This is a genomic window from Shewanella psychrotolerans (assembly GCF_019457595.1).
In the GTDB taxonomy this organism is placed as follows: domain Bacteria; phylum Pseudomonadota; class Gammaproteobacteria; order Enterobacterales; family Shewanellaceae; genus Shewanella; species Shewanella psychrotolerans.
Genome location: NZ_CP080419.1, coordinates 3,768,777 through 3,784,124, shown reverse-complemented (window position 1 = coordinate 3,784,124; position 15,348 = coordinate 3,768,777). Strand labels below are relative to the sequence as shown.

The 15,348-nt window shown below is 44.5% G+C and carries 16 protein-coding genes; 14 read left to right on the top strand and 2 right to left on the bottom strand.

The annotated features are described in order from the left end of the window. Window positions 1-177 precede the first annotated feature (177 nt). The 4 genes from dusA (at window position 178) to K0I62_RS16615 (ending at window position 2,479) form a co-directional block, all read left to right on the top strand. Window positions 178-1,167, top strand: a complete 990-nt coding sequence (dusA, locus tag K0I62_RS16630; protein ID WP_220069167.1) for a tRNA dihydrouridine(20/20a) synthase DusA — start codon at window positions 178-180, stop codon at window positions 1,165-1,167. A 286-nt stretch (window positions 1,168-1,453) separates the two neighbouring features. Then, window positions 1,454-1,741 carry a hypothetical protein gene (locus tag K0I62_RS16625; RefSeq protein WP_220069166.1) on the top strand — a complete coding sequence of 96 codons (288 nt, stop codon included), beginning with the start codon at window positions 1,454-1,456 and terminating at the stop codon, window positions 1,739-1,741. Between the two features lie 152 nt (window positions 1,742-1,893). Beyond that, window positions 1,894-2,100: a PspC domain-containing protein gene (locus K0I62_RS16620; RefSeq protein ID WP_220069165.1), complete on the top strand. Its 207-nt coding sequence runs from the start codon at window positions 1,894-1,896 to the stop codon at window positions 2,098-2,100. Window positions 2,101-2,119: 19 nt separating this feature from the next. Next, complete coding sequence (locus tag K0I62_RS16615) at window positions 2,120-2,479, top strand: hypothetical protein (protein ID WP_220069164.1); 360 nt, start codon at window positions 2,120-2,122, stop codon at window positions 2,477-2,479. A 23-nt stretch (window positions 2,480-2,502) separates the two neighbouring features. On the opposite strand, the gene K0I62_RS16610 is transcribed toward K0I62_RS16615, so the two are convergent. Next, complete coding sequence (locus tag K0I62_RS16610; protein ID WP_220069163.1) at window positions 2,503-3,240, bottom strand: enoyl-CoA hydratase; 738 nt, start codon at window positions 3,238-3,240, stop codon at window positions 2,503-2,505. Window positions 3,241-3,290: 50 nt separating this feature from the next. On the opposite strand from K0I62_RS16610, the gene K0I62_RS16605 reads away from it, so the two are divergent. From K0I62_RS16605 to K0I62_RS16595, 3 genes are read left to right on the top strand one after another with little or no spacing between them, the layout of a single operon-like run. Beyond that, the gene (locus K0I62_RS16605; RefSeq protein WP_258405029.1) at window positions 3,291-3,758 is read left to right on the top strand and encodes a copper chaperone PCu(A)C; all 468 of its coding nucleotides are present in this window, start codon (window positions 3,291-3,293) and stop codon (window positions 3,756-3,758) included. Window positions 3,759-3,770: 12 nt separating this feature from the next. Continuing rightward, window positions 3,771-4,742 (top strand): DUF2333 family protein, encoded by a 972-nt coding sequence (locus K0I62_RS16600; RefSeq protein ID WP_220069162.1) that lies wholly within the window; start codon window positions 3,771-3,773, stop codon window positions 4,740-4,742. 4 nt (window positions 4,743-4,746) lie between these two features. Continuing rightward, the gene (locus K0I62_RS16595; RefSeq protein ID WP_220069161.1) at window positions 4,747-5,505 is read left to right on the top strand and encodes a TIGR04219 family outer membrane beta-barrel protein; all 759 of its coding nucleotides are present in this window, start codon (window positions 4,747-4,749) and stop codon (window positions 5,503-5,505) included. A 73-nt stretch (window positions 5,506-5,578) separates the two neighbouring features. Here the strand turns inward: K0I62_RS16595 and tolC are convergent, their stop codons facing one another. Then, window positions 5,579-6,904, bottom strand: coding sequence for an outer membrane channel protein TolC (gene tolC, locus K0I62_RS16590; protein ID WP_220071428.1), 1,326 nt, complete (start codon window positions 6,902-6,904; stop codon window positions 5,579-5,581). A 277-nt stretch (window positions 6,905-7,181) separates the two neighbouring features. Between tolC and nudF the strand changes: the two genes are divergently transcribed. The 7 genes from nudF to parC all read left to right on the top strand — a co-directional run bounded on the left by nudF (window position 7,182) and on the right by parC (window position 15,307). Further along, complete coding sequence (gene nudF / locus K0I62_RS16585) at window positions 7,182-7,790, top strand: ADP-ribose diphosphatase (RefSeq protein WP_220069160.1); 609 nt, start codon at window positions 7,182-7,184, stop codon at window positions 7,788-7,790. Further along, the gene (locus K0I62_RS16580; RefSeq protein WP_220069159.1) at window positions 7,787-8,233 is read left to right on the top strand and encodes a DUF1249 domain-containing protein; all 447 of its coding nucleotides are present in this window, start codon (window positions 7,787-7,789) and stop codon (window positions 8,231-8,233) included. The genes nudF and K0I62_RS16580 overlap by 4 nt, the downstream gene beginning before the upstream one ends. Before the next feature lie 9 nt (window positions 8,234-8,242). Next, window positions 8,243-9,082 (top strand): 3',5'-cyclic-AMP phosphodiesterase, encoded by an 840-nt coding sequence (gene cpdA / locus K0I62_RS16575; RefSeq protein ID WP_220069158.1) that lies wholly within the window; start codon window positions 8,243-8,245, stop codon window positions 9,080-9,082. 239 nt (window positions 9,083-9,321) lie between these two features. After that, a complete protein-coding gene (locus tag K0I62_RS16570) occupies window positions 9,322-9,900 on the top strand; it encodes a YqiA/YcfP family alpha/beta fold hydrolase (protein ID WP_220069157.1) in 579 nt (192 codons plus the stop codon). 48 nt (window positions 9,901-9,948) lie between these two features. Continuing rightward, window positions 9,949-11,841 carry a DNA topoisomerase IV subunit B gene (gene parE, locus K0I62_RS16565; RefSeq protein WP_220069156.1) on the top strand — a complete coding sequence of 631 codons (1,893 nt, stop codon included), beginning with the start codon at window positions 9,949-9,951 and terminating at the stop codon, window positions 11,839-11,841. Window positions 11,842-11,897: 56 nt separating this feature from the next. After that, entirely contained in the window at window positions 11,898-13,040 is a 1,143-nt protein-coding gene (locus K0I62_RS16560) for a PQQ-dependent sugar dehydrogenase (RefSeq protein ID WP_258405028.1), read from the top strand. Continuing rightward, window positions 13,040-15,307: a DNA topoisomerase IV subunit A gene (parC, locus tag K0I62_RS16555; protein WP_220069154.1), complete on the top strand. Its 2,268-nt coding sequence runs from the start codon at window positions 13,040-13,042 to the stop codon at window positions 15,305-15,307. The genes K0I62_RS16560 and parC overlap by 1 nt, the downstream gene beginning before the upstream one ends. Window positions 15,308-15,348 lie beyond the last annotated feature (41 nt).

Sequence of the window (15,348 nt, the reverse complement as noted above, 5' to 3'; positions counted from 1 at the left end):
GGTATGTATTGCCGTTGCAGTTTGTGTTGGCCGCTTTGTTCGGTACGGTGTCTTTAGGGTGAAAGGTCAAATTTATAGAGTTGAGTGAGAGCAAGCCTGTGCATTTTTTGATGACCAGTGTAAAATGCGCGGCCACGCCCTGTACTGGGGGCTGTTAAACTACGGGTTACTGTTTTTATGTCACTAAATACCATGCCAGATACCATCAATCGCACTTTCAGCATTGCGCCCATGCTCGATTGGACTGATCGGCATTATCGCTACTTTGCTCGCTTGATGTCTGAGCAAGCTTTGCTTTATACCGAAATGGTCACTACTGGCGCGATTATTCATGGTAAAGGTGACTATCTTGCCTATAACGATGAAGAACACCCGTTAGCTCTACAACTAGGCGGCTCTAATCCTGCCGATCTCGCTACCTGCGCCAAGTTGGCCGCAGAGAGAGGCTATGATGAGGTTAACCTGAATGTGGGGTGCCCGTCAGATCGTGTCCAAAATGGGCGCTTTGGTGCTTGCTTGATGGCTGAGCCAAAGCTGGTAGCACAATGCGTTGATGCGATGCGAAACGTGGTCGATATTCCGGTGACGGTTAAAACCCGTATTGGCATCGATGAGCAAGATAGCTACGAGTTTCTTACCGATTTTATTGATATTGTTAGCGCGGCCGGTTGTGATACCTTTATTATTCACGCTCGCAAGGCTTGGTTACAAGGATTAAGTCCAAAAGAGAATCGTGAGATCCCAGAGCTCGATTATGAGCGTGTGTATCAGCTAAAGGGGGATCATCCCAAGTTAAGCATCTCTCTCAATGGCGGCGTGAAAACATTGAGCGAATGCAAAACCCATCTTGAGCAATTAGATGGGGTGATGGTTGGGCGAGAAGCCTATCAAAATCCTTATATACTTGCCCAGGTTGATCAATTCTTGTGTGGTAGTGATAAACCTGTTTTGAGTCGAGATGCTGTTTTGGAGAAAATGATTCCTTATATAGAGAAACATTTAGCTGCAGGTGGTCGTCTGAATCATATTACTCGTCATATCACAGGGCTTTATCAAGGTGAAGTGGGTTCGCGTGCTTGGCGTCGTTATGTGAGTGAAAATGCGCATCGCCAAGGCGCTGGTATTGAAGTCATACATCAGGCTAGAGCCAGTATGGATAATAAATAAACATTTTTAAATTAAGTTCTTATCTGTTTTTTTCATCGAAAGCCTGCATGTAAATTGTAGGCTTTTTTGTTGGTTTTTTAATCTTTTCACTGCAAAGTAGCGAAAATTACTAGTGGGTAGCGAAACTCGCTATTTCGCTTTTTTATTTATTTTCGTAAATTAGCTCACATTATTCTTGCATAAGTTAAAAGTTAAATAAAAACAATGTATTGAGTGTGCTGTTAAAAGTTGGCACACCCTTTGTATTGTCTTACTTGTCACAATCGAATATGAAAAGGAAGACATTATGAACAAGCTAACTAAAGTATCACTTATCGCCTCTTTACTTGTAAGTGCGAGTGTCTCAGCAAGTGCTGATGAGTTTATCCCATCAAACATCAGTGCAACGCTTGAGCGTAACCTTGCTACTCAGATGCAGGAAATGATGGTTGTCGCTCAGCAAGAACTTAGCCTTTCACTACAAGCACAGTTATCTGAGTCTTTATTTGAAACTAGCCTAGAGCAAGCGGTAGATGTTGCAGATAGCGAGCAGAGTAATAACGCTGAGATAACTAGTGCGATGGCGAATCAGTAATGATGACTTATCTGTTTGAACTAGCGGCGATATTGTTGCTACCCGTATTGGGCTTTGCGTTGTGTGCTGCAGTGGTATGTACCTTTAATTGGCACAAGGTCATTTAGTGAAGCGCTGGGATCAATATCCATTTATGTCATCAGGAGTATCCAATGAATATAGATAATCTAGTCCGTAGGCTGAAGCGTCCGAAAGGGGTTGTGTGTGGTATTGCAGCAATGATGGCGGATAAATTTGGCTGGTCGCGTTTGTGGACCCGAGTAGTATGGGCTATTGCAGTAATAATGAATCCCGCAATTAGTTTGTTAGTGTACTTTGCATTGGCCTTAGTATTGCCTAAATGGGATCCACAGTACTAATTTTGTAAGAGAGTACCGCGTGAAGGGATATGAGCGACTAAGCAACATTTTAGAGACAGTCATCGGGTTAGGTGTAGTTATATCGTTAATCATGATGTTGCTGATGCTTAGTCAGTACATGGACGGTGGATGGATTTATGTTAGTTTAGAATCGTTTCAAGGGATCGATATTGGGTTATGGCGAATTGTCCTGACGGGTGTCGTTTCGTTTATGATGTTGCTTTGGATAACCTTAGCCTTTAGTTTTGTCGCTGTGGTGTCTGCAATGTGCGTCTTATTTGCCATGATCATGATGGTTACAGGTTTTTCGCCTTTATGGCCCTTGTTATTATTGTTGCTGGCCGCTTGGGGCATAGGTAAAGCTAGCCAGCTAGACTAGAGACTAACTCAACCTGATTTCTGTTATCGGTTTAGAAATGCTTGAAATCGTTGTTTTGCCTCATCGCTTTGCAGCCTAACATTAAACTCTTTTAGCTCTTTCTTCATTTGTGCTCGGACTAGATCTTGATCGTAACGCATCAATTGTCGACTGGTTTGCAAGGCTTGAGGTGGTTTTTGAGCGAGCTTAATCGCTTGGGTCTTGGCATAGTCAAATAATGATTCCGATGGAATTATCTGATTTATCAAGTTCATTTGCTGTGCGTCGTGGGCATTAAAGCTTTCTCCTAACAAGAGTAACTCGGCAGCTTTTTGCGGCCCAACGAGGCGAGGGAGTAGCAAGCTAGCACCCGCTTCAGGCACTAGGGCTAAATTGACAAACGGTAGCTGAAATTTGGCGCTATTATCGGCATAAACAAGATCGCAATGCAGCAGTAAAGTGGTGCCTATACCCACCGCGGGCCCCGTCACTGCCGCAACGATAGGTTTGTTTAGATCGAGCAGTGTAAACAGAAATTTGAATGTGGGATGATCTGGCCCTAAGTTACTATTTTTTAAAAAATCAGCAACATCATTACCTGAGGTAAAACAATCGCTCTGGCCTTTAATCATAAAGACGTTAATACCATTGTCGGATTCCCCTTGGATAAGGTATTCTGTGAGCTGAGTGTACATATAGAGGTTAAGCGCGTTGCGTTTATCTGGGCGGTTTATAGTGATGATGCGAACGCCCTGCTCATCCTGAATTTGAATGGTACTCATTGGTCAATAGTCCTTATTATGGCGAATGGGATTAAAAGGAGTTTAAGACATTGAAACATATTTTCAAACATGCGTTTAATTTTGTTTTGCTATCATGTACTTCATTCTCTGTCTTGGCAAATGTGATGCTTGTTGAAGGTTACGTTAGAGCGATGCCTCCGAGTGTGCCAAATACAGCGGCTTACTTTACCCTTATGAATCACGGCCCCGAGATCAAACTTGTTGGGGTCGAAACGGTTATTGCCGAAGAAGCTCAGTTGCACACTTTAGTCGAAGAGGCTGGTGTCATTAAAATGAAGCAACAGACAAGCTTTACTATTCCAGAGCACGGCAATCTTGAATTGGCTCCTTCAGGTGATCACGTTATGATCCTAGGCTTGAAACAGCCATTAAAGGTTAATGAAGCTGTTAATTTAAAGCTAAAATTTGATGATGGCACTGACAAAGTTATTAGTATCAAAGTGACTAAGCAAGATATGACAAAGCAACATGGTGAAATGGAACATCATCACCATTAATGGAGTAATTGTATGCAGATGACATGGAAACGAGGCGGGCTAGTAGCCGTAGTTTTATTTTTAATTGGTTATTTTATTAGTGTGTGGTGGAGTGTGGAGCCGGAACCGCTAACTCCGCAGCAGCTTAGTAGTTCGACGGGGAAAAATGTGGTTGGTTATGCGACGACAACCTCGCTTATTCTGACCGTTGAAACCTTATTGGATAAGAATGGCGGCTGGCTATCTAATGACATTATGCCACCATCTGTATTTATGGATAATATGCCGGCATTTGAGTTTGGTGCTATTGAGCAGGCTCGAGATCTTGCGTTAGTCATGCGCAAGGAGTTTAGCCGTTCTCAATCGCAATCTACAGCGGACAAAGACCTGTTGGCGGCACATTCAAAACTTAACATTGAACATACCAGCTGGTTGGTGCCTAGTGCCGAAGGTGAGTATCGAGATGCCATTAAGTTATTAAAGCTGTATCGAGCCCGCATTGCTGACCCCAATACTCCTGATGCACAATTTTATGCTCGCGCAGATAATCTTAATGAGTGGCTAAAAGAGATCCAGAAGCGTTTGGGCAGCATGTCACAGCGTTTGTCTGCCAGTGTTGGGCAGGAGCGACTTAATACCGATCTTGCTGGTGAAGCGGAAGCCAGTCAATCGACGCCTAACCTTGCTAGCCAGCAGATTAAAACCAGTTGGTGGAAGATAGATGATGTTTTCTACGAGACTCGTGGCGCTACTTGGGCACTGCTTAATTTTATGAAGGCGATTGAGGTAGACTTTGCCGATGTACTAAAGAAGAAAAATGCTGAAGTCAGCTTACAGCAGATCATTCGTGAACTGGAAGAGACTCAGCAGCCTGTGTGGAGTCCCATTGTCTTAAATGGCTCTGGGTTCGGCATAGTGGCCAATCATTCTCTCGTGATGGCCAATTATATTTCCCGCGCAAATGCCGCGGTGATTGACTTAACTAACTTATTGACTCAAGGCTAAATAGATGAAAAAAACACTAGTTGCATGTGCATTGCTAGGGTCTATAGCAGCGACGTCCGCACACGCGGCCACCGTTGTTGGTTTTAAAGTGGGTGGTGATTATTGGGAAGCCGATGCAGAGGGCACCTTTGCGCAAAAAGGAGTAGCCCAACAAGAGTTTGATTACAGCTCTTCATCTCAAGGCAGTGTATGGGTTGCCATCGAGCACCCAATTCCGTTAGTGCCAAACTTTAAGATCCGCGAAAACAGTTTGGATGCCGATGGAAAAGCAACACTCGGTGGCGAATGGGATTTTGCTGGTAGCCAGTTTAACGACGACGTGACGACAGTGAGTAATCTGAGCAACACCGATTTTGTGCTTTATTGGGAGCTGCTAGATAACGATATCGTCGCTTTGGATCTTGGTGCTGCCTATAAGAAGATGCATGGTTCTTTTCGTGTTCATCAGGTCTCGCCATCTGGCGTAGTGGGTGCCTACTCACAGAAAGATCTCGATGATGGTGTCGTGATGGCTTATGCCAATGCGGAAGTGGGGATCCCTGGCATAGGTTTGTATGTTTTTGCCGATGTGATGCAGGGCATAGATGAAAGTAACGTCTATGACTATCAGTTGGGCCTAGGCTGGGCGTTTGATGGCACAGCATTGGATACTAAGATCCGTTTCGGTTACCGTGACTTTAACTTTGATGTGAATGATTTCGATGGTGTGACCGCCAATATGCAGTTCAAAGGCTATTTTGCTGGACTTGAACTGGTTTTCTAACGTCTTGTTTCAAGCATAAAAAAACCGCCATAATGGCGGTTTTTTTATGTCTAAAGGCTTACTCTCAGAGGTCTTATTGACTGACTTCTGGTGCCTTAAGGCCGTTATTGATGGCGATGACATCGTCTTCGTTCAATGTGCCTGTGGCCTGTTTCAACGCTAGGATAGAGTTGATGTAACCGTAACGGGCATTAGAGAGTTGACGCTTAGAGTCGTATAGATCACGCGTACGGTTGAGCACGTCAACAATGGTACGAGTACCAACTTCAAAACCAGCTTGAGTGGCTTTCAGCGCGCTTTCTGAAGAGATCACAGATTGCTCATAGGCGCGGATTGAGCTGATAGAAGCGCCAACGTTATTGAAGTTGTTACGCACATCTTTGACTACCTTGCGGAAAGTCTGCTCCATTTTTTCACTGGCTTCTACGTACTGGTATTGAGCCTGATTGACTTTAGAACTGACTTTAAAGCCTTCAAAAATAGGCACGTTTAGGGTTAAGCCTATATTGGCATTGTCATAATCACCTTGACTGCCAGTTTGATTTTGTTGATCAAGATTAGTGGTGTAGCCCGCGTTCAAATTTAGCGATGGCATGTGGCCAGCTTTGTATAGCTCAATGGTTTGCTGCGCGATATCTTTACCGATACGAGTTGTCATCAAGTCTACGCTGTTGGTTTCAGCCATTTTCAACCAATCGCTAGGACGCTCTGGTGACGGTGTTACAGCGGTAAAGCGATTCGTGTCGAGAATATTAATCGATTTATGCTCAAGGCCCGTTATTTCGCGTAATGCTTCGTAGCTGTTGGTTAACTGGTTTTCAGCTAAGATTTCTGATGCGCGAGCCAAATCGTATTGTGCTTGTGCTTCATGTACGTCGGTGATAGCTGTTAACCCTACAGCGAAACGTTGTTTGGTTTGCTCTAATTGGCGCTCAATCGCACGCTTTTCTGCGCCTTTAAATTCATAGTTATCTTTAGCCGCTAACACATCGAAGTAAGCACTTGTCACGCGAATAATTAGGTTTTGCAAAGTTGAGGCATAAGCCGCATCGGCTTGAGAAGCTGCGAGTTCGGCTAGATCTAGGCCGACCCATGCACTGTGGTCGTAAACGACTTGCTTAAGTGATACACCCGCATTTAGACCGCTGTTATAATTGTTATCTGATACATCTGACCAGTTTTTACCATAGCCGACAGTGGCACTGATAGAGGGCAGTAATGGAGCGCGATTTTCTTCAATCTGCTCATACAGTCTGTCACGTTGAGATTGGGCTTGAAGCGCGATAGGATCATTCGTAAGCGCTTGTTGGTATATCTGTAGTAGATCATCGGCGTGCACGGCTGAAGTGGTTGCCGCAAGACTCAAGGCTGCACATAGGGTGCGGATCTTAAATTTCATTACCTGTCCTTTTTTAGACATAAAAACTCCTTACTTGGAGCAATTTACTTAAAAGTTAAGTGATGCTTTACGCAAATTGGTTGAGTAAAGCGGTTTGCGCTTCCCGACGCTTCCCGATATATCTAAACTTATTAGAGTTAAGATATTAAGAAATTAACTAATTTTAAGTCAACTGTGAAGTATAACAGTTTTTGATTTTATGTCTGCAAATTTTGATGTGTTACATGGTATATTGGGGCATATTAGACATGAGTCATATTTATCTGCGAGCAGAAGCATGAACCAGAAATTTACCAGCGATGATATAGAGATGTTGAGTCAGCGAACCTTATACCAAGGGTTCTTTCGATTGGACGAGTATCGGTTTAAGCATCGCTTGTTTCGCGGAGGCTGGAGTGAAGTCGTTACTCGCGAAGTGTTCGAGCGTGGACACGCGGTGGTGGTTTTGCCTTATGATCCCAAAGAAGACAAAGTGGTGTTGATAGAGCAGATACGGATCCCTGTTTTTTCTACGACAGACCAGCCTTGGTTACTCGAATTGGTCGCTGGGATGGTTGAAGATGGCGAAACCGCCGAGCAGGTCGCTCATCGTGAACTGCATGAAGAGGCAGGGTTAGTTGCTAATAAGATGGAGTTTATTAGTCATTATTTTTCTAGTCCAGGGGGAACCAGTGAGCGGTTTGATTTTTATTGGGCCGAGGTCGAATCAATTAGCGCTGAGGGGATTCATGGCCTGAGCGAAGAGCATGAAGATATTCAGGTTCATGTTATGTCTAGAGAGGCGGCCTATCAGGCAGTTTGTGACGGTGTGATTAATAATGCATCGACAGTGATCGGGCTGCAATGGTTACAACTTAACTACCTAAAATTAAGAGCTAAGCCGTGAGTATCTCTTTAAATAAAAGACATCATAGTTACCAAGTGGATGTCAGCCGCTTTTTGGCGCTATGTTCTCGCAACTATTTTAATATATTGCGTTGGTTGCCTGTATCATGCCAGCAAGGGGAAAGTTGGCAAGTTGAAGGTGATTTTGGCTGTTTAGAGGTCAAATTGCTTGAGAATACCCAATATACCCAATTAATTGAGATTTCCAGAATAATAGAAACCTCGCAATTGATTGATACCCCTAAAGTTGTAGTGCGTGTTTATCATGACGCTAAATTAGCAGAAGTGTTAACTAGTCGACAGATTTATCGTTTAAGAGCGGTATATGATTATCCAAATATACGTATGCATCATCGCGATGAAAAGTATCAGGTAAATGCTTTTCTTGAAGAGTTATTAATTATTGACAATCATGTTCGTGTTATTTGTCAGTCGGAATTCTAGGGTTTTAATGTGCTAAAAGAGGCTATCTCTTATTCTATTGACAACAGTGAGAGTGTCAGACTTGTTCAAGTGACTGATCCTCATCTGTTTGCCGATCCTGAAGCTCAGCTTTTAGGCGTTAATACCGCGCACAGTTTGGACGCCGTTCTTAATACGATTAAGGCCGTCGATTATCCCGCGCATTTTATGCTGGTTACAGGCGACATTAGCCAGGACTATTCAAATGAGTCTTATCAGAATTTCGTAAAAGCGATCGCTCCCCTAAAATTAGCGTGTCATTACTTACCCGGTAATCATGATGATCCTCGGATCATGAATTTGCATATGCAGGGCCCGAATATTTATGGTGATCGCCGTATTCTGGCTGGAAACTGGCAGATAATTATGTTGGACTCTACCGTGCCGGGAAAGCCTGGTGGCCACATGGCCGAAAGTGAGTTTGACTTAATTGAATCGGCTGTTAAACAACATCCAGATAGATACACCTTGTTAGTGATGCACCATAATCCGATTTTGGTTGAGTGCAAGTGGCTCGATCAACATTGTATGGATAATGGCAGTGACTTTATCGATAGGGTCAGCAAACTTCCTCAAGTTAAAGGGCTGTTGTGGGGGCATGTTCATCAAAGTCTCGATCAAAGCCACTCAACAGAGACTGGAAGTATGCGGTTAATGGCGACACCGTCTACCTGTATTCAGTTTAAGCCTAAATCGCCCTATTTTGCTTTAGATGCTCAACAGCCCGGTTATAGATTACTTGAGCTGAAAGCCGATGGCAGCATACTAACTAATGTCTACAGAGTGCCCGGGAACAAATTTTCTCCTGATCACGATTCCAAAGGTTATTAGTTTACCGTAAGGCCTAAAGCTATCTTTAGTGTTTGTCGTCGGTATTAACTGATAACCTTTAACATTCAAGCTTGAAAGCTTTATTTGGCTAATCGTGCAGCCAATGTTAGCATCCCTATTTGCGGTAAGGTTTATTTGATTCTACTTAGTATAGGTTTATCGGCTGCCACAACTTGATGATAGTGTAAAAACACTATTTTAATTGTCGCAATTCGGACAACAACTGTTATCGAGGAAATATGCTGCTTTATATCCATGGTTTTAATAGCTCACCTCAGTCTGAGAAAGGGGTGATCACCGCCGAATATATTGCTAACCATTTTCCACAACTCTCATTTTTCCAACCTCAATTACCCTCAGCGCCGAAAGATGCGATGGCACTGCTTATCGATATTGTTGAGCGAGAGAGAGCCAAAGGTGAATCACTTCATTTTATCGGGTCGTCACTTGGTGGCTATTTTGCTAGCTATTTAGCGGAAACTTACGGTGGCAAGGCAGTGCTAATTAACCCCGCGGTGACACCATTTGAGTTGTTTGATGAGTTTTTGGGGCCACAGTACAATCCCTATACCGATGAAACCTATGAGGTGTTGCCTGCGCATAAGCAAGAGGTTGCACTTTATAATACCGAGGTCATTTTTTACCCTGAACGTTTTTTTGTATTATTGCAATCAGGCGATGAAGTGCTTGATTATAAGCAAGCAGTGAATAAATACCATTGTTGTCAGCTGCTGGTTGAAGCGGGTGGTGACCATAGTTTTATTGGCTATGAACAACAGTTGGATAGGATCTGCCAGTTCCTGTTTCTTGACAAATAGACATGTAGGGCCGCAACATGGCCTGAATAACTATATATTGTGTGCGCTATGACTAACCAATACACCTCAGATTCAATTGAAGTCCTCAATGGGCTCGACCCTGTAAAACGTAGACCTGGCATGTATACCGATACCTCTCGTCCAAATCATTTAGGGCAAGAAGTTATCGATAACAGTGTTGATGAGGCGTTGGCAGGCCATGCGACCAAGATTGATGTCATCCTTCACAAGGATAACTCTTTAGAAGTTATCGATGATGGTCGTGGTATGCCTGTCGATATTCATCCTGAAGAGGGGATTTCTGGGGTCGAGCTCATCTTAACCAAGCTACATGCCGGTGGTAAGTTTTCGAATGACAACTATCAGTTTTCTGGCGGCTTGCATGGTGTCGGGATCTCAGTGGTGAACGCGTTGTCTAATCGCGTAGAGATCACGGTTAGGCGTAATGGCCAAGTCTACGACATGGCATTTGAGCACGGTGATAAAGTTGAAGACTTAGTCGTCACGGGCACCTGCGGTCGACGTAATACAGGCACCAGAGTGCATTTTTGGCCAACGGCCAGCTATTTTGATTCACCTAACTTTTCGATTCCCAAATTAATCTATTTGCTACGCGCCAAAGCGGTATTGTGTCCAGGGCTGCGGATTAAGTTTTCGAATAAACAGTCTGGTGAAACCGAAGAGTGGTTTTATGAAAGTGGCTTGACTGACTATTTACAAGCGTCGGTTAATGGTGCTGAGATGCTACCTAAAGAGCCTTTTATTGGCACGATGCAAGGTAACACCGAAGCCGTTGATTGGGCTATCACTTGGTTACCCGACGGTGGTGACTATCTTAACGAGAGTTATGTTAACCTCATTCCAACGCCCCTTGGCGGGACTCATGTCAATGGTTTCCGACAAGGCTTGCTAGAGGCCATGCGCGAGTTCTGTGAATTTCGCAATTTAATTCCTCGGGGTATTAAGTTGTCACCTGAGGATATTTGGGATCGCTGTAGTTTCATTTTATCGATTAAGATGCAAGATCCGCAGTTTGCAGGGCAAACTAAAGAGAAACTATCCAGTCGCCAAAGTGCTGCATTTGTATCGGGTATCGTCCGTGACGCCTTTAGTCTATGGCTTAATACCAATACAGAGCAGGCTGAGGCTTTGGCTGAACTGTGTATTAATAATGCCCAAAAGCGTTTAAAAGCGGCGAAGAAGGTCGCACGGAAAAAGGTAACCTCTGGGCCTGCGCTGCCAGGCAAATTGACCGATTGTAGTGGTCAAGATCCGATGCGAGGCGAACTATTTTTGGTCGAGGGTGATTCAGCTGGTGGTAGCGCGAAACAGGCTCGAGACCGCGAGTTTCAGGCAATCATGCCACTGAGAGGAAAAATTCTTAATACTTGGGAAGTTGAGGCTTCTCAGGTACTCGCCTCGCAAGAGGTACATGACATTTCGGTTGCCATTGGCTGCGATCCTGACAGCAGCGATATATCAGAGTTACGCTACGGTAAAATTTGTATTCTAGCGGATGCCGATTCCGATGGACTGCATATTGCGACCCTGCTTTGCGCTTTATTTGTGCAGCATTACAGAATATTAGTGGAAAAAGGCCATATTTATGTGGCGATGCCGCCACTGTTTCGAATCGACATTGGTAAAGAGGTTTTTTACGCGCTAGATGAAGACGAGAAGCAGGGGATTTTGGACCGTATTAGTGCGGAGAAAAAGAAAGGCAAAGTTCAAGTAACTCGCTTTAAAGGTTTGGGTGAGATGAATCCATTGCAGTTACGTGAAACCACAATGGATCCTAATACTCGTCGTTTAGTGCAGTTAACGATTGAAGATGGTGATGATACTATGGCGCTGATGGATATGTTATTGGCCAAAAAGCGTTCAGGAGACCGAAAAACTTGGTTAGAGACCAAAGGTGATTTGGCCCTTTTAATCGACTAAGTAAAAACGTAGTGAGAGATGATTTGACTCAAAATAATAATATGAACAATAAAACAATGAGTTGTAGGTTTTCTTTAGCCCTAATAACCTTGGTTGCATCGATTATTTCAGTCGCAGCAAAAGCTGAGAGTCAGCCCATTATGATCACAGTAACTAAAGGGTTTGGCTTATCTTTGTATGCGTCTGATTTAGGGGACGCGAAGCAGATGGCGCTCGGAGATAAAGGCACACTATTTGTCGGTACTCATAAATCGGGCGAGATCCAAGCTTTAGTTGATAGCAATGCTGATGGTCGGGTTGATAAACGCTATGTCGTCGCTAAGGGACTTGAATATCCAGAAGCATTAGCGTTCCACAACGGTGATCTTTATGTTGCCGAAGAGGAACGTATTATTCGTTACGTCGATATTGAAAATCGTTTACGTCGGCCAGGGCGCGGTAAAGAGGTCTACGATCGCTTGCCTGGTAAGCCCAACAAGAGTCACCGAGCGATGCATTTTGGACCTGATGGTCGTCTCTATGTCGCTATCGGTGCGCCATGCAATGTCTGTGAGCCTCAAGCGCCGTTTGGCAGTATTATTGCTATTGATATCGACACGGGGAGTAGTGAGCAAATCGCCACTGGAGTTCGTCACGTCACTGGATTTGATTGGTCTCCAGTAGATGATAAATTGTGGTTTGCCGACTTAGGACGCAACTGGATGGGTGATAGGCTGCCACCCGATGAGATAAATCGAGTTGATAGCGTGGGCGCGCATTATGGTTTTCCTTATATTCACGCCACTACCGTGCTTGAGCCAGCCTATGAAAAGCCTAAAAGCTTAAAGGCGATCCCGCCTGTTTTTGAACTACCCGCCCATGTTGCACCTATGGGGTTAGCATTTTATCGAGGCATGCAATTTCCTGACAAATACCATGATCAGATGTTTGTTGCCGAGAATGGTTCATGGAACCGCTCGAGTAAAATTGGCTACCAAGTGACGATGTTGACCATTGAAGATAATGAGATCACTAATCGTCAAACCGTAGTCAGTTTTCTTGATGGTGAATTTCCGGTGGCAAGACCTTACGGTTTGTTAAACTCCCCTGATGGTGCAATGTATATTTCTGATGATTTGAAAGGCAATGTTTATCGCTTATTTTATAAGGGGAACACTGCCGAAGAGAGTGAAGCGAGTGAACAACAGGATCAAAACTAATGAGTGATGCGATAGATTTAAGCCTCGATGGCGTCGAGCAAATGCCACTGAGACGTTTCACTGAGGAAGCTTATCTTAATTACTCAATGTACGTTATTATGGACCGTGCGTTGCCTCACATCGGTGATGGTTTAAAGCCTGTTCAACGTCGAATTATTTATGCAATGAGCGAGCTTGGGCTTTCTGCACAATCGAAACACAAGAAGTCAGCTCGTACTGTGGGTGACGTTTTGGGTAAGTACCATCCCCATGGTGATAGTGCCTGTTATGAAGCTATGGTGCTGATGGCGCAGCCTTTCTCTTATCGCTACCCATTAGTCGATGGTCAAGGTAACTGGGGGGCGCCCGATGATCCTAAGTCATTCGCGGCAATGCGTTATACCGAAGCCCGTTTATCTAAGTTTTCAGAGGTTTTATTAACCGAGCTGGGTCAGGGAACCGTCGATTGGGGCGTTAACTTTGACGGCACCATGAAAGAACCTTTGGTGTTGCCTGCACGTTTGCCTCATATTTTACTCAATGGTATTACAGGTATTGCGGTGGGCATGGCTACAGATGTGCCGCCTCACAATGCCCGAGAGTTGGTTAGTGCCTGCATCGAGCTGTTAGACAACCCAAAGACTGAACTTGAACGCATAATGGAGTTGGTGCCGGGGCCAGATTACCCTACTGAAGCCGAAATTATTACACCTAAGGCTGATATCGCTAAGATATACAGTACGGGTCGAGGCTCTATTAAAGCGCGCGCCGTTTACACTATAGAAGCTGGAGAAATCGTGATTACCGCATTGCCTCATCAGGCAAGTAGCGGCAAGATTTTAGAACAGATAGCGGCGCAGATGCAGGCGAAGAAGCTGCCTATGGTTGCCGATCTTCGTGACGAGTCCGATCATGAAAGTCCAGTTCGTATGGTCGTGGTGCCGCGTTCAAATCGGGTTGATTGCGATCAATTGATGGCCCATCTATTTGCTACCACAGATCTGGAAAAGAATTTCCGCGTCAACCTCAACGTGCTAGGGCTCAATGGTCGTCCACAGGTTAAAGGTCTTAAGCAGCTACTTACCGAATGGCTCGAATTTAGGTTAACTACGGTAAGGCGTCGTTTAGAACATCGACTCGATAAGGTATTAGCGAGATTACATATTCTTGATGCCTTGATGATCGCTTTTCTCAATATTGATGAAGTGATTGAGATCATTCGTTACCACGATGAGCCTAAAGCGGAGTTGATGTCGCGGTTTAGTCTGACCGATGAGCAAGCTAATGCGATCCTTGACCTAAAACTACGTCACTTGGCCAAGCTTGAAGAGTTTAAAATCAAGAGTGAACAAAGTGAACTAGAAGCTGAGCGTGACAAATTGGAGTTACTCCTCAGTTCAGAACGCCGTATGAAAACTTTGATCAAAAAAGAGTTAACTCAAGACGCTGAAAACTATGGTGATGATAGACGTTCGCCACTGGTCGAGCGCAGCGAATCTAAGGCGTTGACCGAACAAGAGCTGATGCCTGCTGAAGCGGTTACAGTCGTATTATCTGAAAAAGGTTGGGCACGCTGCGCGAAAGGGCACGATATCGATCCGACAACCTTATCTTATAAGGCGGGTGATGGTTTCCTTTGTGCTGCGTCAGGGCGAAGTAATCATCCGACCGTCTTTATTGGCAGTACAGGACGTGCATTTGCAACAGATACGCACACCTTGCCATCAGCGCGTAGTCAAGGTGAGCCATTAACTACTCGGTTCCAGCTCTCTGCGGGTGAAACCATCGAGCACGCCTTGATCGGTGAAGATGGCCATTGCTATTTGCTTGCCTCAGATGCGGGCTATGGCTTTATTGGTGATTACAAAGATATGGTATCGCGTAATAAGGCGGGTAAAGCGCTATTGAGTTTGCCTGCAAACGCCAAGGTGTTACCACCTAAGCGAGTAGATAAATCTCGTAATGAATCGATTCTGGCTATAACCAACGAAGGTCGGATGTTACTGTTTTCTGTTGATGCGCTTCCGCAGTTATCCAAAGGCAAGGGCAACAAGGTGATAGGCATCCCGAGTGAGCGCGCTAAGAGTCGTGAAGAACTATTGACTCACCTACATGTGGTGCCAGAGGATACCCCTGTCACGTTATGGGCGGGTAAGCGTAAACTCACCTTAAAGGCGAGTGATCTTGAACATTATCGCGGTGAACGTGGTCGTCGAGGTGCTAAATTACCAAGAGGCTTACAGCGTGTCGATAAAGTTGAATTAGGCGATGATGAGCCTGTTTTATAGCCTTGTTGTCTAGATGACGAGAATAAAAAAAAGCTGCAATA

Excerpts from the sequence above, each read along its gene's own strand:
- dusA (WP_220069167.1), top strand. The coding sequence starts at position 178 with ATGTCACTAAATACCATGCCAGATACCATCAATCGCACTTTCAGCATT.
- K0I62_RS16625 (WP_220069166.1), top strand. The coding sequence starts at position 1,454 with ATGAACAAGCTAACTAAAGTATCACTTATCGCCTCTTTACTTGTAAGT.
- K0I62_RS16620 (WP_220069165.1), top strand. The coding sequence starts at position 1,894 with ATGAATATAGATAATCTAGTCCGTAGGCTGAAGCGTCCGAAAGGGGTT.
- K0I62_RS16610 (WP_220069163.1), bottom strand. The coding sequence starts at position 3,240 with ATGAGTACCATTCAAATTCAGGATGAGCAGGGCGTTCGCATCATCACT.
- K0I62_RS16600 (WP_220069162.1), top strand. The coding sequence starts at position 3,771 with ATGCAGATGACATGGAAACGAGGCGGGCTAGTAGCCGTAGTTTTATTT.
- K0I62_RS16595 (WP_220069161.1), top strand. The coding sequence starts at position 4,747 with ATGAAAAAAACACTAGTTGCATGTGCATTGCTAGGGTCTATAGCAGCG.
- tolC (WP_220071428.1), bottom strand. The coding sequence starts at position 6,904 with ATGAAATTTAAGATCCGCACCCTATGTGCAGCCTTGAGTCTTGCGGCA.
- nudF (WP_220069160.1), top strand. The coding sequence starts at position 7,182 with ATGAACCAGAAATTTACCAGCGATGATATAGAGATGTTGAGTCAGCGA.
- K0I62_RS16570 (WP_220069157.1), top strand. The coding sequence starts at position 9,322 with ATGCTGCTTTATATCCATGGTTTTAATAGCTCACCTCAGTCTGAGAAA.
- parE (WP_220069156.1), top strand. The coding sequence starts at position 9,949 with ATGACTAACCAATACACCTCAGATTCAATTGAAGTCCTCAATGGGCTC.
- K0I62_RS16560 (WP_258405028.1), top strand. The coding sequence starts at position 11,898 with ATGAGTTGTAGGTTTTCTTTAGCCCTAATAACCTTGGTTGCATCGATT.
- parC (WP_220069154.1), top strand. The coding sequence starts at position 13,040 with ATGAGTGATGCGATAGATTTAAGCCTCGATGGCGTCGAGCAAATGCCA.